Source organism: Pseudomonas sp. NPDC089534 (assembly GCF_044749305.1).
Classification (GTDB): Bacteria; Pseudomonadota; Gammaproteobacteria; order Pseudomonadales; family Pseudomonadaceae; genus Aquipseudomonas; species Aquipseudomonas ekonensis.
In genome coordinates this window covers 45,662-66,623 of the sequence record NZ_JBIVHR010000026.1, presented here as the reverse complement: position 1 = coordinate 66,623, position 20,962 = coordinate 45,662, and the positions used below count along the sequence as shown (strand labels likewise).

Here is a 20,962-nt window from a genome sequence, read left to right as displayed (position 1 = left end):
TGGCTGACGCACGTCTTGCAGCAACCGGCACCGCCCATGATGACCAGGGCGGTGATGGGATGATTCATGTAACACCTCAGCGCGCAGACAGCGCTACCTTTGCTAGCTATGACTCTAGTGCACAGGCAGATATTGCCGACGCCTTCTTGTCGTTTTTTTGGGTTGCAGCAGGTTGATGCCCCACGCCAAAGAGCGAGGATCAGGCAAGCCTCGCTCACGCATTTGCAGCTGCAAAAGGACAGCGCTACCTTAGTGCCTTGATTTTTGTTTGGCAAGCCGCCCGATGACCCCCCCCAAGAACGATAAGAACACCCGCACCACCGGCCGTCCCACCCTCAATGAAGTCGCCCGCCTGGCCGGGGTCAGCCCGATCACCGCGTCGCGTGCGCTGCGCGGGGTCAGCACCGTGGCCACCGAACTGGTGGAGAAGGTGCAGAAAGCCGCCCTCGACCTCAACTACGTGGTCAACCCCGCCGCCCGCGCCCTGGCTTCGGCCCAGAGCCATTCGGTGGTGGTCCTGGTGCCCTCGTTGTCCAACCTGCTGTTCATCGACACCCTGGAAGCCATTCATCGGGTGCTGACGCCCAAAGGCTTCGAAGTGCTGATCGGCAACTTCCACTATTCCCGCGACGAAGAGGAGAAGCTGCTGCGCAACTACATGGCCTACCAGCCGCGCGGCCTGCTGCTGACCGGTTTCGACCGCACCGAAAGCTCGCGGCGGATGATCGAGGCCAGCAACATCCCCTGCGTCTACATGATGGAACTGGACAGCGCCGCCGGGGTGAACTGCGTCGGCTTCTCCCAGCTCAGCGCCGGCGAGACCGCCGCCGAGCATCTGCTGTCCCGCGGGCGCAAGCGCCTGGCCTACATCGGCGCGCAGCTCGACCAGCGCACGCTGCTGCGCGGCGAAGGTTTCCGCCGCGCCGTGCAGAAGGCCGGCCTGTACGACCCGGACCTGGAAGTGCTGACCCCGCGCGCCTCGTCCGTGGGCCTGGGGGGCGAGCTGTTCCTGCAACTCCTGGCGGCGCATCCGGACGTCGACGCGATCTTCTTCGGCAACGACGACCTGGCCCAGGGCGCGCTGCTCGAAGCCCTGCGCCACGGGATCAAGATCCCCGAGCAGGTGGCGATCCTCGGCTTCAACGACCTGCCCGCCTCGGAACACATGGTGCCGCGCCTGAGCAGCATCAGCACCCCGCGCGAAGCCATTGGCCGTCGCGCGGCAGAACAGATGCTGACCTTGATGGCCGGCAACAACGTGGCCCGGCCGGTGGAAGACATGGGCTTCGAACTGAAGATCCGCGAAAGCACCTGAGCCGATTGCCTGTGGTGAGGGAGCTTGCTCCCGCTGAGGTGCGCAGCGCCCCCCAAAAAAGAGGGCCTGCTCCGCAGCCCAGCGGGAGCAAGCTCCCTCACCACAGGTTTCTCACTGACCCAACAACTCGACCAGCGCCAACGCCCCCTTCTGCAACGGCTGGCGCCGCAGCCACACCGCGTGCACCGGCAGCACCAGGCCGTTCTCGATGTTGCGGAAATTCAGCCGTTTGAGCCGCCCCGCATCGAGCCACGGCTGCACCACCGACAACGGGAAATTGCCCCAGCCCAGTCCCGCCTCGACCATCTCCAGGGCCGTGGCCAGGCTGTCGGTGCGCCAATGGGACTCGGCCACCAGCGGGCGGGTGTCGCTGACCGGCAGGTCGCGGCTGGCGACGACGATCTGCCGCACGTGCACCAGATCCTCCAGAAACAGGTCCTGCCCCTGCCACAGCGGACTGTCCGCCGCCAACGTCGCGATCATCCGTTCGCTGCCGACGAACTGAAACCGCTCCAGCACGTTCATGCTCAGCCCGGCGAACGCCAGGCACACGCTGACCCGGCCGCTGTGCAGCATCGCCAGCACGTCATCCTGGGGGGCGGTCAGCACTTCGACGTCCAGCAGCGGATGACGCCCGGCGAGCACCTTGATCGCCGCCATCAGCCGGCGCCGGTCGATGTCCGCCGCCACCCCGATCGACAGCCGGCTCTCCAGCCCCAGCGACAGTTGCACCGCGTGCACCTGCAACTGCTTGAGCTGCTCGGCGATCAGCCGCGCATGGGGCACCAGCGACAGGGCCATCGCCGTGGGCTGCGGCTCGCGGTGGCGGCGGTCGAACAGCGGATAGCCAAGCTCCGCCTCCAGGTTGCCGATGCCCATGCTCACCGCCGACGGCACCTTGCCCAAGGCCCGGGCGGCGGCGGAAAACGAGCCGCGCTCGATCACCGCCAGAAACAGTTCGATGCTGTCGCTGCTGAAATTCAAACCCATCACCTATCAATAAACCTGAAAGCTTCTGACTTTTTCTGTCACGAAGATTGAAGCTATCTTTCGCCGACTTGGCCAGCCCCACTGGCCGTCAGTCGCAAGAAAGAGGCAATCCCCATGCAAGGCGTCAAACGCAAACTGGTCTACGTGTCGCTCTATGAAGTGATCGGCATGACCTTCTCCGCCCTCGGCCTGGCCTTGCTGTCCGGCACCTCCCCCGGCAGCACCGGGCCCCTGGCGGTGATCATCACCACCATCGCCGTGACCTGGAACTTCATCTACACCTCGCTGTTCGAGCGTTGGGAAAGCCTGCAGAAGTCCCGCACACGCACCGTCAAACGGCGCATCGCCCATGCCGTGGGTTTCCAGCTGACGCTGATCGTGTTCCTGATTCCGCTGATCGCCTGGTGGATGGACATCAGCCTGGTGCAGGCCTTCCTGCTGGACCTGGCGCTGATCGTGTTCATCCCCTGCTACACGTTCGCCTTCAACTGGCTGTTCGACCGGGTGTTCGGCCTGCCCGCCTCGGCGTTGCCGGATCCGGCGTAAACCAGACGGTCAGCCCCTGCCGCCGGCGGCAAGGGCTGGCCGTTAACCCGACAGTTAAAACCGTCAAGCCATTGATTTAGTTGGTTTTTACAGGCAGGCACGGTAATTGCTGACTCACCGGCGTCAGTCATTACCCACAGGTTCATCCATCATGTTGGTCAGTGCTAAACAACAGGCAATCATCCACCTGCCCAAGCGCCTTTCCGAGGACGCCACGGCCACCGCAGCCGCCGGCCTGCAGAGCGGCCTTCACGGCGCCATGCTGCAGACCCTGCAGAACCAGGCCCCGGTGCAGTCCACCGAAACCGCCAGCAAGGTGCAGGCTTCGGCCACTCAGGTCGCCACCCAGCAGGTCAGCGAAGCCAACCGCATCAGCGACAACGTCGACGAAGCCTTCGCCAAGACCCGCGTCGGCCTGCAGACCACCGACACGTCCAACGCCAAGGCCGGCGCCAAGACCGCCACCGAAGAGTTCAAGGACTACATGAGCAAGTCGCCGGAGCAGCGCCTGCGCGACAGCATCCTGCAGGAAATGGGCTTGACCGAGGAGGACATCAAGGCCATGCCGCCGGAGAAGCAACTGGCCGTGGCCAAGGAAATCGCCCAGCGCCTGCAGGACAAGATGAAACTGGCGCAATCGGACAAGGAGAACGTCAACGACATCAAGGACAGCGACAAGATGGCGGAAAAGTTCCTCGCCTCGCTCTGAGCACCTTGAATCGGCTGTAAAGGAAAACCCGTGGGAGCCATCGCCAGCAGGCTGGCTCCCACAGGGATCTGGGATGAACGCAGCATTCGTGGCCGCCGCAAGACAATGCGCGAGCCAGCCTGCGGGCGATGGCGTCAGTTCAGTTGCAACGTCTCGTTGAACTGACTGATCGCATCCACCACATGCCGCGAGCCCTGCTGGATCTCGCGGATCGCATCCCCCGCCTCGTTCGCCAATTCCACCCCGAGCCCCGTGCGGCTCAGGCTCGACTGCATGCTCGACACCGCGCTCAGGGACAGGTCGTGGTTCTTGCGCACCACTTCGACGATTTCCAGGGTCGCCTGACTGGTCCGCGCCGCCAGGCTGCGCACCTCGTCCGCCACCACCGCGAACCCCCGCCCGTGCTCGCCCGCCCGCGCCGCCTCGATGGCCGCGTTGAGCGCCAGCAGGTTGGTCTGGTCGGCGATGCCGCGGATGGTCTGGACGATGGTGCCGATGATGTCCGACTGCTTGCTCACCGCATCGATGCTCAGCGCCGCTTCGTTGAGGTCGCGGGAGATGTCCTGGATGATCTGCACGGTCTGCTGCACGACCTGCGAGCCCTTTTGCGCGCAGGCGTCGTTTTGCACCGAGGTGCTGTGGGCCGACTCGGCGGCGGTCTGCAGGGTGTTCATCTGGTGGGTGATGTCGCTGGCGAACTTCACCACTTTGTACAGCCGTCCCTTGGCGTCGAACAGCGGGTTGTAGGAGGCTTCGAGGTACACCGTCTGCCCGGACTTGTTCTTGCGCTCGAACCGGTGCGAGTGATATTCGCCGCGGTTCAGCGACGCCCAGAACGCCTTGTACTGCGCCGACTCCGCCTCGGCCCGGTGACAGAACAGGCTGTGGTGATGGCCGATGATTTCATTGAGCGAGTACTGCATGGTCTTGAGGAAGTTCTCGTTGGCGGTGATGACATTGCCTTCGGGGGTGAACTCGATCACCGCCATGGAACGGCTGATCGCCGCGAGCATGTTTTCCTCTTCGTGCTCCTTGTTGACGCGGTCGGTGATGTCCGACGCCACTTTGATCACGCTGCGCACTTGCTTGTCCGGGCCGTACACCGGCATGTAACTGGCTTCGAGCCAGATTTCCCGGCCGCTCTTGTGCAAGCGAAGGAAAGTGCCGCTGATCGGCTCCCCGCGGGCCAGGTCGCGCCACAGCTTCGCGTACTCCTCGCTGCGGTAGAAGGCTTCCTCGCAGAAGATCCGGTGATGCTTGCCGCGCACCTCGTCGGCGCCGTAGCCCATGGTCCGGCAGAAGTTTTCGTTGGCATCCAGCACGATGCCTTCGGGGGTGAACTCGATCATGGCCATCGAGCCGCTGATGGCCGCCAACTTGGCGTTGGCTTCGGTCAGGGCGCAACTGAAGCGTTGGATTTCCTGCAGGTCAGCCTTGTGATGTAGGTTGAACATGTTTCTGTCACCTTCCGCGCGGTCTTTTGAATTGATGAAAGTTCAGGTCTTTCAAGATCCACCACTACGTTCCACAGAACAGGCACACGCCTTCCTCCACAGGAGGAAGTTGTCAGGTGATAAATGATGTTTAATCCGAGCGTCCATGTGGCGACGTTCTTATCAAGACATCCTTCTCTTGATAGCCCGCACGCGGGCCAGCCCTAACATGCACGAGAACTTCCATTTAACAGATGCTCCTTGTCGGTTCAGTGTCGGTGCCTTTAGTTGCGCACTCTGGCAGCATTTGTCCGGCAACTAACTGTTTGCGGTCGGATCGCATTCAGATTGCAATCGACATAGTTAGTTACACGTGAGCATAGACAGGGCAATAACCCGCGCAAGGCCATTAGTCGGCCAGTACCGAGGGCTAAATGAACAAGAAACGGTTCAGCGGATTGTTGTCAGGAAGAAAGTGGGCGATGCGTCCGCGCAGGACGCATCAGAGGATGGGAAGTATCCCGAACATTGGTCCGCGCGCCCGCCGCTCCCGCGGCTGACCTGCGGGCGCGGCAGGCTCGATCCGGCCTCGCAGCGTCTTGGCGGACACCATCGCCAGCGGGCCGGCTCCCAGCCTATTGGCCGTCGGTGAACGTCAAAGGCCCGCCGTCACCTTGCTGGCCACCTGCGCCGGCACCCACGGCGTCCACACCTGCGGCTGATCACGCAGGAACGCTTCGGCGACCTGACGCGGCGGCTGGCGTTTCTCGCTCATGCCCGCCAGGGTGCGGTTCAACTGATCGATGGGAAAGTCGACCTTCTCGAAAAACGCCACCAGGTCAGGGTACTGCGCCTTGAACGGCGCCGACACGCCGATGGCCAGGCTGGCCGGCATCGAACGGGTGCCCTTGGGGTTGGGGTTGCTGGCGTCGGCCAGGGTCTTCCAGGCTTCGGCGTCGAACGGCGGCTCGTCGAGCTTGACCAGTTTGTAGCGGCCCAGCAACGGCGTCGGCGACCAGTAGTAGAACAGCACCGGTTTGCCGCGCTTGATCGACGACGCCACTTCGGCATCCAGCGCCGCGCCGGAACCGGTGCGGAAGTTGACGAAGCTGTCGGTCAACGCATAGGCCTTGAGCTTCTGGCTGTTGACGATCTCCGACGTCCAACCGGTCGGGCTGTTGAGGAAACGCCCGCGGTTCGGGTCTTCCGGATCGCGGAACACGTCCTTGTAGCGCGGCAGGTCCGCCACCGACTTCAGCTCCGGCGCCAATGGCTCGATGCCGCGCTCCGGGTCGCCCTTGATCACGTATTCCGGCACCCACCAGCCTTCGGTGGCACCCTTGACCGTGTCGCCCAGGCCGAACACCTTGCCTTCGGCGGCAGCCTTGACCCACGCCGGACTGCGCCCGGCCCACTCTTCGCCGATCACCTGGATATCGTTCTTCGCCAGCGCCGCCTCCAGGCTGACGGTGCTGCCCGGCAACGTGTCGGTCGGGTAGCCGTAGCCCTTCTCGACGATCAGGCGCAGCACTTCGGTGATGAAGCTGCCGCTTTCCCAGGTGATGTCGCCGAAATGGATCGGCGCGGTTTTCTCGGCGGCCACGGCGTGGCCGACGGTCAGGCTCAGGGCGAGCAGCGAACCACCGAGCAATGTTTTGATCGATCTCATGCGGACCTCTTGTTCTGTAGGGGGCGGATCAGGGGTTGGTTGGCGCTGTGGCGGTCGCACAGGGCCTGGGAACGGGTCATGTAGTCGCTGACCGAGCGCTGGGAGATGCCCAGTTCGGCGGCGATCTGCGGATAGGTGAGGCCATCGACCCGGGCCAGCAGGAAGGCCGAGCGCACCTTGCCCGGCAGGCGCTTGAGGCTGCGGTCCAGGCGGCCGAGGGCCTGCGAATGCTGCGCCAGTTCTTCGGGAGACGCGCTGGCCTGCGGCTCGCACGGGTGCAGGGCATTCAAGTGACGCCGCTCAAGGTCGGCCCGCCGCCAACGCTGGTACAGCAGGCGCCGGGCGATGGTGGTGAGCAAGGCGCGGGGTTCGCGGATCGCGTCGGGGCCGGAGGACTCGAGCAATTGGGCAAAGGTTTCGGCGGCGATGTCCTCGACGCCGGCGGCATCGTTCAGGTGCTGCCGCAGGCGTGCGCAGAGCCAGCGGTAATGGGCCCGGAACAGGCCTTCGACGGGGTGACGGCAGGACAGGACGGCGCCGGACATGTGGGCTCCTTGGGTTAGGGTCGCGGTATGTCCGGTTGTCCGGTGGCGCGATCCTAGCAAGGCGCCTTATGCGTTAAAAATACTTAAAAAGAATTCTTATATTCCAAATTTGAATTTATGAAACCGCTACTTCACACGCTCATAACCCAGCGTCTGCGCCTCGTCCCGATAACCGAGCAGGATCCGGTAATCGCTTTCGCTGGCCGGCAGCACCTCCGGCAGACCGAGGATCCGCGCCACGTCCGGCAATTGCTTGAGTGAGCGGTTCATGACCTGGCGCAGGCTTTCGACCTGCTCGTCCGTGGCGCCGATGCGGGTGATGAAGGGCAAGGTCGGGCTCGGTGCGCTGCGCTCCACGACCCGCAGCCCTTGGACCTCATCGGCGGCATGTCGCGCCAGGTAGGCGTAGGTCACGCTGTCGATGGCCGCGAGGTCCGCCCGCTCCTCGCGCAGCCAGCGCAGGCTCTCGCGGTGGCCGCCGCTGTGCCCGACCGAAGCGAAGAACCGGCCGTCGCGCTGCAACGGTGCCAGGCGTTGGCGCAACAGGTTCATGCCGCTGTTGGAGTCGTCGTTGTTGATCACCCCGCGACTGCCGCGGAAGTCCGCCAGGGTGCGGCGCGGATCGACGTCACGGGCGAGGATCAGGCTGCAATGGTGGCCGGCGCTGCTGTCGGACAATTCGTAGCGCGGACGGCCGACGACACGCACCCGGCCTTGCAGCGCGGTCATCAGCGGGTAGCCGCAGGTCTGGGTCAGCAGCAGGTCGGGGGACAGCCAGAGCTCAGGCAGCGACAGGCCTTCGGCGCTCAGGCGGCTGTGGCCCAGGCGGTCGAGGATGTGCGCCAGCCAGCGTTCGTTGGCGGCGCGGATCGGCTCCGGGGCCGTGTACATCAGGAGTTCGGCGTGGCGTCGGGTCATGAACGGTCATCCATTCAGCGAAATTCCAGTGTAGGCGCGAGCCTGCTCGCGATGGCGTCAGCATGGCCGCCGCAAGTGAGTTCAGTGAAAGGGGTGCTCAGGGCTGTCGATCGGCTTGAGCCCATGCCTGCGCCACAACTGTCCGTACCCCTGCACCACGAACCCGCCGCTGCGCGCCACCCACTGCGCCCGGCGCATCCGGTACGCCGTGGGCAAGTCGTACCACGCCAGCTTCGGCAGGTCGTGGTGCACCAAGTGAAAGTTGAGGTTCAGGAACAGCCAGCGCCATGGCCATCCCGCCTCGTTGAGCACGGTGCGCTGCTCCGGTCGCTCGTGCGGGCGGTGTTCATAGTAGGAGCGGACCATCGCCACCGACAGCGCCGGCACGCTGATCAGCAGCAGGTAATGCCACACCGGCACCACGCTGCAGCGGGCGATGAACACCAGCATCAGCACGGTCAGGGCACCGTGGGTCAGCCACATGCGCCAGGCCTGCCGCTCGCCGCGCCGCAGGCGATGCAGCTCTTCGCCGGCCAGCGCCAGCAACGCCAGCGGTGCGCCCAGGATGAAGCGGCCGAGCACGGTCTTGTTCAGCCAGTGCAGGCTGCGCTCGAACGGCGAACTGCCGCGCCAGCGTTCGGCATTCAGGTAGCGGCTCTCGGGATCGATGCCGGGTACGGTCAGGTCTTCGTCGCGATGATGCAACAGGTGGCTGTCGCGGTAGAGGGTGTACGGATACCAGACCGCGAACGGCGCATAGCCCAGCAGCTTGTTCAGCGCCACCCAACGGGTCGGGTGGCCGTGGAGCAGTTCATGCTGCACCGACAGCCACAGCACCAGCAGCGGAACCAGCAGCGCCGTGCTCCACCACAGGCCGAGCCGACCGCTGCCCAGCACCACGGCGAACCAGGCACCGTAGACCCCGATCAGCAACAGCCAGGTCGGCCATTCGGTGCGGGCGGTGAAGCGTCGGCGCAGGGCTTCGATCTGCTGACGATGGTCATCGTCGAAATAGTGGGGCATGGCGACACTCGGCACAGGATTGACTTCCTTCTGTGCAACGGGCCCCGCCAATCTTGCATATTATTTTTCCGAGGAGGCGCGCCGTATAATCCGCCCCTTTCGCCAGCCCGGTGCCCCGCCATGCCCGACACCCTGTATACCCGGCTCGACGCCCTGTCCTGGCCGTTGATGAACAAGTTCTACCGCGCCCATCAGTCGTCGATGAAAGCGGTGCGCGAGGCGCAGCTGTGGGTGGCTCGGCGCGAAGAGACCGTCGCCGCGCTGTGCCTGCGCCCGGTGGCCGGCGGGCACTGGCTGACCGGCCTGTTCGTCGCCCCGGACTGCCGCGGACAGGGCGTCGCGGCGCAATTGATCGCCGCAGCGGTGAACGGCCTGGAAGAGCCGGTGTGGCTGTTCTGCCATCCGGACCTGCGCGGGTTCTACGAGCGGCACGGGTTCAGCGTCGACACCGCCCTGCCCTACGCCCTGGCCGAACGCCTGAGCCGCTATGCACGCAGCAAGCCGATGATTGCGATGGGGCTGGAGCCTCGCCGAAGCTGACTGGCTGACTGGCTGACTGGCTGACTGGCTGACTGGCTGACTGGCTGACCAGGATTCTTATGTGGGAGCCAGCCTGCTGGCGATAGCGCAATGTCAGCCGCCTCATCGTCGACGGATGCGCCGCCATCGCCAGCAGGCTGGCTCCTACAGGTCCGAATCAGTCGTCGGCGTTGGGATCGAGATCCGGAAACATCACCTCGGTGAAACCGAACTTGCTGAAATCGGTGATGCGCGACGGGTACAGCCGGCCGATCAGGTGGTCGCACTCATGCTGCACCACCCGCGCATGGAAGCCCGAGGCCACGCGCACGATCGGCTGGCCCTTGGGATCGAAGCCTTCATAGCGGATCTGTTGATGGCGGTCGACCGCGCCGCGCAGGCCGGGCACCGACAGGCAGCCCTCGAACCCCTCCTCCATCAGCGGACTCAACGGCGTGATCAGCGGGTTGATCAGGATCGTCTGCGGCACCGCCTCGGCGTCCGGATAGCGCTCGCTGCGCTCGAAGCCGAAGATCACCAACTGCAGATCCACGCCGATCTGCGGCGCCGCCAGCCCGACGCCACCGACGCTTTCCATGGTCTGGAACATGTCGTCGATCAATTGCCACAGCTGGGGGGTGTCGAACATCTCGGCCGGCACCGGCGGCGCGATGCGCAGCAGGCGCTCGTCGCCCATCTTCAGGATTTCACGGATCATGGTCAGGCTTCGTCTGCGTTCGGCTTGAGCGAATGGTCGCGCCCCAGGCCGGAAACGTGTTGTTTGGGATGTTCGGCGAGCTCGCCGGGGATTTTCTCGCCCGGCTCCTTGCCCTCGCTGGACATGTGTTCGATCACCGCGTTCATCTCCGCGCCGAGCAGCAGCACCGCCGAAGAGATGTAGAAGTACAGCAACAGCACGATGATCGCGCCGATGCTGCCATACATCGCGTTGTAATTGGCGAACGTCTTGACGTAGAACGCAAAGCCCAGGGAAGCGACGATCCAGACCACCACCGCCAGCACCGAGCCGGGGGTGATGAAGCGGAACTCCTGCTTGACGTCGGGCATCACGTAATAGATCACCGCCACGGCGACCATCATCAGGATCACGATCACCGGCCAGCGCGCGATCGTCCACACCGTGACGATCACCTCCTCCAGCCCCACCTGCGAAGCGATCCAGCCCATCACCTGGGGCCCGAGCACCATCAGCGCGGCGGCCGCCAGCAGCATGCCGGCGATGCCGACGGTGTAGATGACCGACAGCGGAAAGCGCTTCCACAGCGGCCGCCCTTCGACGACGTCGTAGGCGGCGTTCATCGCGCTCATCATCAGGCGCACGCCGGCGGATGCGGTGTAGAGGGCGATCACGATACCCACCGAAAGCAGCCCGCCCTTGGACTGCTGCAACTGGTCGATCACCGGATTGACCTGCTCCAGCGCCTGGGGCGGCAGCACCAGTTCCGATTGCAGGCGCAGCCAGGAAAAGAAATCCGGCAGGTGCAGGAAACCGATCAGGGCGATCAGGAACAGGATGAACGGGAACAGCGAGAACAGCATCTGGTAGGCCAGCGCCGAGGCATAGGTCGACATCTCGTCGGCGATGAACTCCGTGACCGTGCGCACCATCACCCGGTGCAGGGGCAGACCTTTCATGTCCGGAAAAATCATTCGCGTCTCCTTTCGCCGCAAACAGGTTGAAGTCGTGGCGACTCAGGGGCCGTTTTCTTTCATCAAGGTAGCTTACTTGGCGCCGTTGAAACACCGAGTTCGGTGACCGCATGTGAACGGCACAAAAAACGGCCATCCTTGGATGGCCGTCGAGGTCTTTCGTTCAAGGCCGGGTCACGCCTTGTCGACGCCCTTCTTGATCGCGTCCTTGGCCTTGCCAATCGCTTGCTGGGCCTCGCCTTTCTTTTCCTGCAGCTTGCCCTCGGCCTGAAGACGCGGGTTGTCGGTGGCCTTGCCGACGCCTTGCTTGACGTTGCCGACCGCTTCGTTGGCCAAACCTTTCACTTTATCGCTCGTGCTGCCCATGGTGATTCTCCTTGGAACATTGACGGGAAAGTCATTACGCAACGGTGGACTGACCGGGTTCGCCCAAGGTTTCATTTATTTTCGGCGGCATTCATTCATCGCGCCGGGCATGCCGGGCTTTATGTTTGCCGGGTTTGCCCCGAGAATGCGCAACTGATGGGCGCCATGCGCCGAAGACCGACCCCGCAGGAATCTCATGAAACTCGACAAACCGCAGGCCATCGCCCGGATCAATAAGCAACTGGGCGGAGCCGTGCTCGGCGTCAACAACTGCCATTTCACCGAACTGAACCGCAACCGCAACATCTGGTGGTTCGACATCCCGATGTCGCGCCTGGCGATCGGCCAATACCCGTGGATCCACCTGCTGATGCACACCCCGGCCACCGACGAACTGCTGCACGTGAAGGTGCCGACCGCGTTCCTGCGCGAACAGCTCGACGGCCTGGTGGTGCGCAACCAGGGCAAGCGCAAGGCCGCCCTGAGCCTGGAACTGAGCGCCGACAAGGACTCGTTCCTGCAGGACATGCGCCCGGCGGGCACCAACGTGAACTTCGCCAAGTTCCGTCAGTAAGGCAGAACCCGCCCCTGTGGCGAGGGAGCTTGCTCCCGTTGGACTGCGCAGCAGGCCCGCGCTTTCGGTGCCGCTTCGCGCCACAGCGGGAGCAAGCTCCCTCGCCACAGCGACCGGCAAAAAAAAGCCCCGCATCGGCGGGGCTTCTTGTTTACGCGGCGCTGGCGTTCTTGGCCTTGATCTTCTTGAGCTCCTCGTCGCGCAGTTCGCGGCGCAGGATCTTGCCGACGTTGGTGGTCGGCAGCGCATCGCGAAACTCCACCGAACGCGGCACCTTGTAGCCGGTGACGTTGGCGCGCATGTGCTCCATCACCTGTTCCTTGGTCAGGGTGACGCCCGGACGCGCGACGATGAAGATCTTGATCGCCTCGCCCGACTTCTCGTCAGGGATGCCGATGGCCGCGCACTGCAGCACGCCCGGCAGGGTCGCCAGCACGTCCTCCAGCTCGTTCGGGTACACGTTGAAGCCCGAGACCAGGATCATGTCCTTCTTGCGGTCGACGATGCGCATGTAGCCGTCCGGCTGGATCAGCGCGATGTCGCCGGTCTTCAGCCAGCCTTCGCTGTCGAGGATCTCGTCGGTGGCCTCCTGGCGCTGCCAGTAGCCCTTCATCACTTGCGGGCCCTTGACGCACAGCTCGCCGATCTCGCCCATCGGCTGCTCGACGCCGGCGTCGTCGACGACCTTGCACAGGGTCGACGGCACCGGAATGCCGATGGTGCCGATCTGGATGTTCTGGATCGGGTTGACCGTGGCCACCGGGCTGGTTTCGGTCATGCCGTAGCCTTCGCAGATCGGGCAGCCGGTGACCGCCTTCCAGCGCTCGGCCGCCGCCAGCTGCAGGGCCATGCCGCCGGACAGGGTGACCTTGAGCGCCGAGAAGTCCAGCTTGCGGAAGCCTTCGTTGTTGCACAGCGCCACGAACAGGGTGTTGAGGCCGACGAAACCGCTGAACTTCCACTTCGACAGTTCCTTGACCATCGCCGGCAGGTCGCGCGGGTTGCTGATCAGGATGTTGAGGTTGCCGATCAGCATCATCGCCATGCAATGGAAGGTGAACGCATAGATGTGGTACAGCGGCAGCGGCGTGATCAGGATCTCGCAGCCCTCATTGAGGTTGGAGCCCATCAGCGCCTTGCACTGCAGCATGTTCGCCACCAGGTTGCGGTGGGTCAGCATCGCGCCCTTGGCCACGCCGGTGGTGCCGCCGGTGTACTGCAGCACGGCCACGTCGCCGCTGGCCGGGCTGGCCTCGGCCACAGGCTGGCCCTGGCCCTTGCTCAGCACGTCGTTGAACTTGACGGCCTTGGGCAGGTGGTAGGCCGGCACCATTTTCTTCACGTACTTGATGACGCTGTTGATCAGCAGGCGCTTGAACGGCGACAGCAGGTCGGCGACTTCGGTGACGATGACGTGCTTGACGCCGGTCTTGGGCACCACGGCCTCGGCCAGGTGGGCCATGTTCGCCAGGCACACCAGGGCCTTGGCGCCGGAGTCGTTGAACTGGTGTTCCATCTCCCGCGCGGTGTACAGCGGGTTGGTGTTGACCACGATCAGCCCGGCGCGGATGGCACCGAAGACGGCCACCGGGTACTGCAGGACGTTGGGCAACTGCACGGCGATTCGATCGCCGGGCTGCAAATCGGTATGCTGTTGCAGGTACGCGGCAAAGGCACCGGACAATTCGTACAGTTCACCGTAGGTGATTGTCTTGCCCAGGTTGCTGAAAGCCGGTTTGTCGGCGAAGCGCTGGCAGGATTGCTTCAACACTGCCTGAATATTCGGGTACTCGTCTGGATTGATGTCGGCAGCAATTCCAGCGGGGTACTTATCCTTCCAAAAGTCTTCGATCATGGAAGCCCACTCCTCAGCAACGCGAATTCAACACCGCATTCGATGCGATTGTTATTGGTGTGTATTTATTGGTGAGTCTGGCTTTTCTTCAAGGCCGAGAAGTCACAAAGCGCGCCGAGAGTAGCAGCTTTGCCAAGGGGCGACTAGAGCCAAAAGTGGTCGCCACAGTCATTTAAATGACTCAAGACCTGCTAAAAGTCATTTTAGAGCAAAAAACCTATACAGCCTTGAAAGCCCCGGTTTTCCGGGACATCCCTGAAAAAATCGCGGGCAGGCAAACGCCTACAGAAGTGTCCATGCCTCTGTAGGCGCTTGCCTGCCCGCGATGGCGCCAGACGCAATTCGTCAGGCGATGTCCCGCAACTCCCGCCGCAAGATCTTGCCGACCGGCGTCATCGGCAACGACTCGCGCAGCACGATGTGCTTGGGCACCTTGTAGGCGGTGAAATTCTCTTTGCAGTACGCCTTGAGCTCTTCCAGGCTCACGCCGGTCTCGCGGGCCACCACAAACAGTTTCACCGCCTCGCCGGAACGCTCGTCCGGCACGCCGATCACCGCGCAGTTGGCGACTTTCGGGTGGGCCATCACCACGTCTTCGATTTCGTTGGGGTACACGTTGAAGCCCGAGACGATGATCATGTCCTTCTTGCGGTCGACGATGCGCACGAAGCCGTCGGGGTCGATCACCGCGATGTCGCCGGACTTGAACCAGCCGTCGGCGTCCAGCACCTCGGCGGTGGCCTCGGGCTTCTGCCAGTAGCCCTTCATGATCTGCGGGCCCTTGATGCACAGTTCACCGCGCTCTCCCGTCGCCTGCTCGACGCCTGCGTCGTCGATGACCTTCAAGGCGGTGCCCGGCACCGGCAGGCCCACCGTGCCTAGCCGCGACTGGTCGCCGTAAGGGTTGGTGCAGGCCACCGGCGAGGTTTCGGTCAGGCCGTAGCCTTCGGTGATGCGGCAACCGGTGAGCTGCTCCCAACGCTCGGCGGTGGCCTTGACCAGCGCGGTGCCGCCGGAGTTGGTGAGCTTGAGGCTGGAGAAGTCCAGGGTCTTGAAGTCCGGATGGTCCATCAGCGCGACGAACAGGGTGTTGAGCCCCAGCAGCGCCGAGAAGCGCCAGTTCTTCAGTTCCTTGATGAAGCCGCCGATGTCCCGCGGGTTGGTGATCAGCACGTTGTGGTTGCCGGAGACCATCATGCACATGCAGTTCGCCGTGAACGCATAGATGTGGTACAGCGGCAGCGGCGCGATCATCACCTCCTGCCCTTCGCGCAGCAGCGGCTGGCCGTCGCCGCCGAGCTGGGCCAGGCAGGCGCGCACCTGCTGCATGTTGGCCACCAGGTTGCCGTGGGTGAGCATCGCGCCCTTGGCCAAACCGGTGGTGCCGCCGGTGTACTGCAGCACGGCGATGTCGTCCAGGCCGACCTTCAGCGGCTTGATGCCCAGCCCCCGGCCCAGGCGCAGCGCGCTCTTGAACGACAGCGCCTGGGGCAGCGAATAGTCCGGCACCATCTTCTTCACCTTGCTGACCACCGTGTTGACCAGCCAGCCCTTGGCGGTGGGCATCAGGTCGCCCATCTTCGCTTCGATCAGGTACTGGATGTCGGTGTCCGCCAGCACTTCCTGCACCTTCTGGCCGAACATGTTCAGGTACACCAGCGCCCGGGCGCCGGAGTCCTTGAACTGGTGACGCATCTCCCGCGCGGTGTACAGCGGGTTGGTGTTGACCACGATCAGCCCGGCCCGCAACGCGCCGAACACGGCGATCGGATAATGCAGGACATTGGGCATCTGCACCGCGATGCGGTCCCCCGGCACCAGGTCGGTGTGCGCTTGCAGGTAACCGGCGAACGCCGCGCTCTGGCGCTCGAGCTCGGCGTAGGTCAGGGTCACGCCCATGTTGCTGAACGCCGGGCGGTCCGCGAATTTCTTGCAGGAACGCTCGAACACCTCGATCACCGACTTGAATTCACCCGTGTCGATGTCCAGGGGTACGCCCGCCGGGCGTTTGTCATTCCAGAAATCAGGTTGCATTGTTCTTGTCCTCTTTACCTGAGCCGTTCCGGGGCCGCCTCTCTGTCACTTCCGAAAGCGCCGTGCGAAAAGCGGGGCTTCCCGGACACTAGCAGCTATGGTCAATCAGGCAAATACAGGCAGCGTTCTCATTGATCCCGTGAATCTTGCGGCCGTGGCGCGGGCGGATCGGACGCGCTATACAATGCAACGACTTCGAACCGGGCAGCCCCGCAAAAGGAATCGCCATGATCCACGACACCTTCTGGCTGGACGCGAACGACCGCACCCGCCTCTTCGTCAACCAGTGGCTGCCCGCCGCGCCGCTGAAGGCGGTGATCCTGCTGGCCCATGGCATGGCCGAGCACAGCGCCCGCTATGCCCGACTGGCCGAGCGGCTGTGCGCCGAAGGCTACGGCGTGTACGCGCCGGACCTGCGCGGACATGGCAAAACCGCCGATTCCGGCACCCTCGGGCATTTCGCCGACGACGACGGCTGGTGCAAGGTGGTCGGCGACCTGGCCAGCCTCAACCAGCACATCGGCCAGCGACATCCCGAGGCGCCGATCATCCTGCTCGGCCACAGCATGGGCAGCTACCTCGCCCAGGCCTATCTGGTGCACCACAGCGCCAGCCTGCACGGGGCGATTCTCAGCGGATCGAATTTCCAGCCGGTGGCGCTGTACCGCGCGGCCCGGCAGATCGCCCGTTTCGAGAAACTGCGCCAGGGCGCCAAGGGCCGCAGCGCGCTGATCGAATGGCTGTCGTTCGGCTCGTTCAACAACCGTTTCAAGCCTGCGCGCACAGCCTTCGACTGGCTGAGCCGCGATCCGGCCGAAGTCGACAAGTACGCTGCCGATCCGCTGTGCGGCTTCCGCTGCACCAACCAGTTGTGGATCGACCTGCTCGGCGGGTTGCAGCAGATCAGCAAAGCGTCCAATCTCGCCCAGATCGATCCGGGCCTGCCGCTGCTGGTGATCGGCGGCGAATGTGATCCGGTGAGCGAAGGCAAGCGTCTGACTGATCTGGCCGACGCCTTGCGCGCGGCCGGCAGCCAGAACCTGCAGCTGAAGATCTATCCGCAGGCGCGGCACGAATTGTTCAACGAGACCAACCGCGACGAAGTGACCGCCGATGTGCTGGCCTGGATCGACCAGGCGCTGAGCCACCGCCGGCCGCACCGGTCCGAGTAATCTTTCTGGATTCACCCCATCCGTCACAGGAACCGAAACCGATGACCCAGGTTACCAACATCCCTTACGAAGCCCTTGAAGTCGGCCAGACCGCCAGCTACAGCAAGACCGTCGAAGAGCGCGACATTCAGCTGTTCGCCGCGATGTCCGGCGACCACAACCCGGTGCACCTGGACGCCGAGTTCGCCGCCGCCAGCATGTTCAAGGAGCGCATCGCCCACGGCATGTTCAGCGGTGCGCTGATCAGCGCCGCCGTCGCCTGCGAGCTGCCTGGGCCGGGCACCATCTACATCGGCCAGCAGATGAGCTTCCAGAAGCCGGTGAAGATCGGCGACACCCTGACCGTGCGCCTGGAGATCCTCGAGAAACTGCCGAAATTCCGCGTGCGCATCGCCACCCGCGTCTTCAACCAGCGCGACGAACTGGTGGTGGACGGCGAGGCCGAGATCCTGGCGCCGCGCAAGCAGCAGACCGTGACGCTGCCGACCTTGCCGGCGATCAGCATCGGCTGACCCGGATCGGCATGACCCAAAACAATGTGGGAGCGAGCCTGCTCGCGAATGCGGTCTGACAGTCGATATCGATGCTGACTGTTCCGACGCCATCGCGAGCAGGCTCGCTCCCACAGCAGTTTTGCTTCAGCGCTGGATCATGAGCGGGCGCGGGCCTGGTTGCGCAGGGCCTTCACCTGATCGTGATTGCGCTGCACGCCGTGGTACTGGCGCTCGACCAGGTCGCGGATACCCACCAGGTTGTGCTTGTTGATCTTGTCGATGGCGTTCCGGTACGCCTTCAGGGCGTGATCCTCGCCGCGTTCGGCTTCGTTGAGCACCGCCTCTTCATCCTTGCCGGTGAACATCGCCTTGACGTCCACCCAACGGCGGTGGAGATCGCCGCTGACGCTGGTGGAGGTTTCCGGATCGCCGCCCATCGACCGCACGGTCGCCTGCAGTTCGGCGGCCGCCGTGGCGCAGTCGCCGGAGCGCTTGACGAACAATGCCTTGAGTTCCGGGTGCTTGATGTCTTCGGCACAGGTCTTGAACCCTTCCTGACCGTCCTTGCTGGTTTCGATCAGGTCGTTGAGTACGGAGATGGCCTCTTTGTTCATGTCGGTCATTTTTCGGTTCCTCGCCTTCGGTGGAAGATGCAAGGAGGTGCTGCAGCGGCCGTGCCAGCCCCTCAATCAGAATTAATCATCACAAAATCAAAAAGTTACAACGACAACGGAAATCTGTATCGCCGTTATTTGCATGATCTGTCATTTGGCCTGCATGCAGAATGCCTGTATTTTCCGAGGTGTTTCGAATCTGGATGCACCCCTGATGAACCCCGAAAAACTCGAACTGCTGATCACCCGCGAAATGCCTTTCGGCAAGTACAAGGGACGCATCATCGCCGACCTGCCCGGCCCGTACCTGAACTGGTTCGCCCGCGAGGGTTTCCCCCACGGCGAGCTCGGCGGGCTGCTGGCGCTGATGCACGAGATCGACCACAACGGCCTGTCGGACCTGCTTGAACCGCTGCGAGCCAAACACGGCAAACCCGCCCCGCGCCATTGAGGCGCCCCCTGATGCGAGCCGACCATGCCTGACAACACCCGCCGCGCCCGAGACGAAGCCTTCTGGCAAACCTTCGCCGACCGTTACGATGTCCAACCCGGCCCCATCAACCTGGAGAACGGCTACTTCGGGCGCATGTCGCGCACCGTGGTCGAGGAGTACCAGCGCAACATCGAGCTGATCAACAACAGCAACTCGGTCTACGTGCGCCAGCGTTTCGAGCAGCACGACAGCCTCGAGATCCGCGCGCAACTGGCCGAGCTGATCGGCGTGCGGGCACAGAGCGTCGCCTTCACCTGCAACGCCACCGCCGCCCTGCAGTCGCTGATCCGCAACTACAACCTGTTGCGGCCGGGCGATCAGGTGCTGATCAGCGACCTGGAGTACGACACGGTCAAGAGCGCCATGCGCTGGCTCGCCGGCAGCCGCGGGGTCGAGGTGATCGAGATCGGGCATGCGCACCCGGCCAGCTTCGATGGCCTGCTGGCGACGTACCGCGAAGCGTTCATCCGCCACCCGAACCTCAAGCTGATGGCACTGACCCACGTCACCCACCGCACCGGCCTGGTGATGCCGGTGCAGGCCATCGCCGCGCTGGCGAAGGAACACGGGGTGGACATCATCCTCGACGGCGCCCATGCCCTCGGCCAGATCGACTTCGACCTGGAAGCGCTGGGCATTGCCTTTGCCGGGTACAACCTGCACAAGTGGATCGGCTCGCCGCTGACCCTCGGTTTCCTCTACGTCGCCCCGCAGCGCCTGGCCGACATCGACCCGGACATGGCCGAAGCGCACTTCCCGGTCACCGACATCCGCTCGCGCACCCCCTACAGCACCCCGAACTTCCCGGCCCTGATGACCCTGCCCCTGGTGTTCGAGGAACACCGGGCACTGGGCGGCGCACCGGCCAAGGGTGCCCGGCTCAATCACCTGCGCGACCTTTGGGTGAAGGCCGTGCGCAATTTGCCGGGCATCGAGGTGATGACTCCGGACGATCCGCGCCTGTACTGCGGCATCACCTCGTTGCGCTTCACCCGTCACCCCGACCAGCAGGTGATGGTGGAGCGCCTGCTCAACGAGTTCAACCTGTTCACCGTGGCGCGCAACGGCTCGGCGTGCGGCCCCTGCATCCGCATCACACCGGGGCTGACCACCACCGCAGCCGACATTCAGCGCTTGATCGTCGCCCTCAACGAGCTGCGTTGACCTCCTGCACCGTGTACTTGTCGAAGTCCTCGGGCTTGATCTGCGTCGACACCGCAAAGGTGTCGATGCCGATCGTCAAGTGGCCGAAGTATCCGTCCTCGTGGCATTCGCGCCCTACCGGCCACACGGTCAGCGTCGACGCCTCGCCGCCCATGCCGGCGTAGTACGCGTCCTGGCCGTTGTCCAAAGGCGACGCGCTGCGCCCCCGGTAGGCCTTGGCATTGAGCACCGCACGGGAGACGACTTCGGGAAAGTACAGCTGGCCGACCCAGGCGACATGGCGCTCCTCCAGATACCGGTGGCCGTTGACGATGCGCACCGCCACATGGATATGCAGCGTGCGGCCGGCGTAGAAACCGGGGTAGATGGTGGTGAAGCGCACCCGCCCCTTGGGGTCGCTGAACTGGCTGCCGCGCAGGTAAGTGTCGTCGTCGGTCCGCGGGATCGAGCCGACCGCCTCCACATCGACCTCCACATCCGGATCGACCCGGCTCCAGCCGGAATAGGCGCCACGGGCGTTGCAATGCCAGATGTCCACCAGCGCACCGTTGACCGGCTCGCCGGTCATGGCATCGACGATGGTCAGGCGCAGCAGCAACGGCAAGCCCTCGACCCCTTCGCTGATGTTGCGCCGCAACAGTTTCGGGTTGCGGAAATACGGCCCGGCGACTTGTTCCGGGGCCAGTTGGTAGACCGTGCCTGACGACGGCGCTGAAGACTGATCATCCATGATGCGCTCTCTCTTCCATTGAATGGATGCAGGTTAGCGCCAGGCAAAACACTTGGTGCGGTAACTATGTATCGCGTGATGTCCCCGCCGCCTTTCCGCGGACAAAAAAAACGGTGCGCCGACCAAGC

21 protein-coding genes and 3 pseudogenes are annotated in these 20,962 nt (G+C 63.8%); 9 read left to right on the top strand and 15 right to left on the bottom strand.

Translation table 11 applies throughout. The features are described 5' to 3' along the window. Nucleotides 1–68 (bottom strand): annotated as a pseudogene (locus tag ACIP0B_RS10930) (gluconokinase); the annotation flags it as partial. A 215-nt stretch (nt 69–283) separates the two neighbouring features. On the opposite strand from ACIP0B_RS10930, the gene ACIP0B_RS10925 reads away from it, so the two are divergent. Then, nucleotides 284–1,315 (top strand): LacI family DNA-binding transcriptional regulator, encoded by a 1,032-nt coding sequence (locus ACIP0B_RS10925; RefSeq protein WP_400831826.1) that lies wholly within the window; start codon nt 284–286, stop codon nt 1,313–1,315. A gap of 111 nt (nt 1,316–1,426) precedes the next feature. Here ACIP0B_RS10925 and ACIP0B_RS10920 read toward each other — a convergent pair whose 3' ends face one another. Continuing rightward, a complete protein-coding gene (locus tag ACIP0B_RS10920) occupies nt 1,427–2,299 on the bottom strand; it encodes a LysR family transcriptional regulator (RefSeq protein ID WP_400831825.1) in 873 nt (290 codons plus the stop codon). Nucleotides 2,300–2,419: 120 nt separating this feature from the next. Between ACIP0B_RS10920 and ACIP0B_RS10915 the strand changes: the two genes are divergently transcribed. Continuing rightward, nucleotides 2,420–2,851 (top strand): PACE efflux transporter, encoded by a 432-nt coding sequence (locus ACIP0B_RS10915; RefSeq protein ID WP_217890894.1) that lies wholly within the window; start codon nt 2,420–2,422, stop codon nt 2,849–2,851. Nucleotides 2,852–3,002: 151 nt separating this feature from the next. After that, nucleotides 3,003–3,560 (top strand): hypothetical protein, encoded by a 558-nt coding sequence (locus ACIP0B_RS10910; protein ID WP_400831824.1) that lies wholly within the window; start codon nt 3,003–3,005, stop codon nt 3,558–3,560. Nucleotides 3,561–3,694: 134 nt separating this feature from the next. Here the strand turns inward: ACIP0B_RS10910 and ACIP0B_RS10905 are convergent. The 6 genes and pseudogenes from ACIP0B_RS10905 to ACIP0B_RS10880 form a co-directional block, all read right to left on the bottom strand. Continuing rightward, a pseudogene (locus ACIP0B_RS10905) lies at nt 3,695–4,126 on the bottom strand (methyl-accepting chemotaxis protein); the annotation flags it as partial. A 117-nt stretch (nt 4,127–4,243) separates the two neighbouring features. Continuing rightward, a pseudogene (locus ACIP0B_RS10900) lies at nt 4,244–4,909 on the bottom strand (PAS domain-containing protein); the annotation flags it as partial. Between the two features lie 739 nt (nt 4,910–5,648). Then, nucleotides 5,649–6,662, bottom strand: a complete 1,014-nt coding sequence (locus ACIP0B_RS10895; RefSeq protein ID WP_400831822.1) for an ABC transporter substrate-binding protein — start codon at nt 6,660–6,662, stop codon at nt 5,649–5,651. Next, nucleotides 6,659–7,207, bottom strand: a complete 549-nt coding sequence (locus ACIP0B_RS10890; protein ID WP_400831821.1) for a sigma-70 family RNA polymerase sigma factor — start codon at nt 7,205–7,207, stop codon at nt 6,659–6,661. Before ACIP0B_RS10890 ends, ACIP0B_RS10895 begins: the two co-directional genes overlap by 4 nt. 126 nt (nt 7,208–7,333) lie before the next feature. Continuing rightward, complete coding sequence (locus tag ACIP0B_RS10885) at nt 7,334–8,125, bottom strand: phosphate/phosphite/phosphonate ABC transporter substrate-binding protein (protein WP_400831820.1); 792 nt, start codon at nt 8,123–8,125, stop codon at nt 7,334–7,336. An 81-nt stretch (nt 8,126–8,206) separates the two neighbouring features. After that, complete coding sequence (locus ACIP0B_RS10880) at nt 8,207–9,148, bottom strand: fatty acid desaturase (protein WP_400831818.1); 942 nt, start codon at nt 9,146–9,148, stop codon at nt 8,207–8,209. 120 nt (nt 9,149–9,268) lie between these two features. On the opposite strand from ACIP0B_RS10880, the gene ACIP0B_RS10875 reads away from it, so the two are divergent. Further along, entirely contained in the window at nt 9,269–9,688 is a 420-nt protein-coding gene (locus ACIP0B_RS10875) for a GNAT family N-acetyltransferase (protein ID WP_400831817.1), read from the top strand. 157 nt (nt 9,689–9,845) lie between these two features. Here ACIP0B_RS10875 and def read toward each other — a convergent pair whose 3' ends face one another. The 3 genes from def to ACIP0B_RS10860 form a co-directional block, all read right to left on the bottom strand. Next, nucleotides 9,846–10,385 carry a peptide deformylase gene (gene def, locus ACIP0B_RS10870; RefSeq protein WP_400831816.1) on the bottom strand — a complete coding sequence of 180 codons (540 nt, stop codon included), beginning with the start codon at nt 10,383–10,385 and terminating at the stop codon, nt 9,846–9,848. A gap of 2 nt (nt 10,386–10,387) precedes the next feature. Further along, the gene (locus tag ACIP0B_RS10865; protein WP_400831814.1) at nt 10,388–11,338 is read right to left on the bottom strand and encodes a YihY/virulence factor BrkB family protein; all 951 of its coding nucleotides are present in this window, start codon (nt 11,336–11,338) and stop codon (nt 10,388–10,390) included. A 174-nt stretch (nt 11,339–11,512) separates the two neighbouring features. Beyond that, on the bottom strand, nt 11,513–11,704 hold the full coding sequence (locus ACIP0B_RS10860; protein WP_400831812.1) for a CsbD family protein: 192 nt from the start codon (nt 11,702–11,704) through the stop codon (nt 11,513–11,515). A 196-nt stretch (nt 11,705–11,900) separates the two neighbouring features. On the opposite strand from ACIP0B_RS10860, the gene ACIP0B_RS10855 reads away from it, so the two are divergent. Further along, entirely contained in the window at nt 11,901–12,278 is a 378-nt protein-coding gene (locus ACIP0B_RS10855) for a hypothetical protein (RefSeq protein ID WP_400831810.1), read from the top strand. A gap of 151 nt (nt 12,279–12,429) precedes the next feature. Here the strand turns inward: ACIP0B_RS10855 and fadD1 are convergent, their stop codons facing one another. Continuing rightward, nucleotides 12,430–14,133 (bottom strand): long-chain-fatty-acid--CoA ligase FadD1, encoded by a 1,704-nt coding sequence (gene fadD1 / locus ACIP0B_RS10850; protein ID WP_400831808.1) that lies wholly within the window; start codon nt 14,131–14,133, stop codon nt 12,430–12,432. A 345-nt stretch (nt 14,134–14,478) separates the two neighbouring features. Continuing rightward, the gene (gene fadD2, locus ACIP0B_RS10845; RefSeq protein ID WP_400831806.1) at nt 14,479–16,167 is read right to left on the bottom strand and encodes a long-chain-fatty-acid--CoA ligase FadD2; all 1,689 of its coding nucleotides are present in this window, start codon (nt 16,165–16,167) and stop codon (nt 14,479–14,481) included. Between the two features lie 227 nt (nt 16,168–16,394). On the opposite strand from fadD2, the gene ACIP0B_RS10840 reads away from it, so the two are divergent. Continuing rightward, complete coding sequence (locus tag ACIP0B_RS10840) at nt 16,395–17,339, top strand: lysophospholipase (RefSeq protein ID WP_400831804.1); 945 nt, start codon at nt 16,395–16,397, stop codon at nt 17,337–17,339. 41 nt (nt 17,340–17,380) lie between these two features. Beyond that, nucleotides 17,381–17,851 (top strand): MaoC family dehydratase, encoded by a 471-nt coding sequence (locus ACIP0B_RS10835; protein WP_003227420.1) that lies wholly within the window; start codon nt 17,381–17,383, stop codon nt 17,849–17,851. Between the two features lie 137 nt (nt 17,852–17,988). Here ACIP0B_RS10835 and ACIP0B_RS10830 read toward each other — a convergent pair whose 3' ends face one another. Further along, the gene (locus tag ACIP0B_RS10830) at nt 17,989–18,456 is read right to left on the bottom strand and encodes a PA2169 family four-helix-bundle protein (protein WP_400831802.1); all 468 of its coding nucleotides are present in this window, start codon (nt 18,454–18,456) and stop codon (nt 17,989–17,991) included. A 205-nt stretch (nt 18,457–18,661) separates the two neighbouring features. Between ACIP0B_RS10830 and ACIP0B_RS10825 the strand changes: the two genes are divergently transcribed. Both ACIP0B_RS10825 and ACIP0B_RS10820 read left to right on the top strand, forming a co-directional pair. Next, nucleotides 18,662–18,898 carry a DUF3820 family protein gene (locus ACIP0B_RS10825; RefSeq protein WP_025112833.1) on the top strand — a complete coding sequence of 79 codons (237 nt, stop codon included), beginning with the start codon at nt 18,662–18,664 and terminating at the stop codon, nt 18,896–18,898. A 24-nt stretch (nt 18,899–18,922) separates the two neighbouring features. Next, nucleotides 18,923–20,104 carry an aminotransferase class V-fold PLP-dependent enzyme gene (locus tag ACIP0B_RS10820; RefSeq protein WP_400831800.1) on the top strand — a complete coding sequence of 394 codons (1,182 nt, stop codon included), beginning with the start codon at nt 18,923–18,925 and terminating at the stop codon, nt 20,102–20,104. Here the strand turns inward: ACIP0B_RS10820 and ACIP0B_RS10815 are convergent. Then, a complete protein-coding gene (locus ACIP0B_RS10815) occupies nt 20,088–20,834 on the bottom strand; it encodes an intradiol ring-cleavage dioxygenase (protein WP_400831798.1) in 747 nt (248 codons plus the stop codon). The two genes, ACIP0B_RS10820 and ACIP0B_RS10815, sit on opposite strands and share 17 nt — an antisense overlap. Nucleotides 20,835–20,962: the final 128 nt, after the last annotated feature.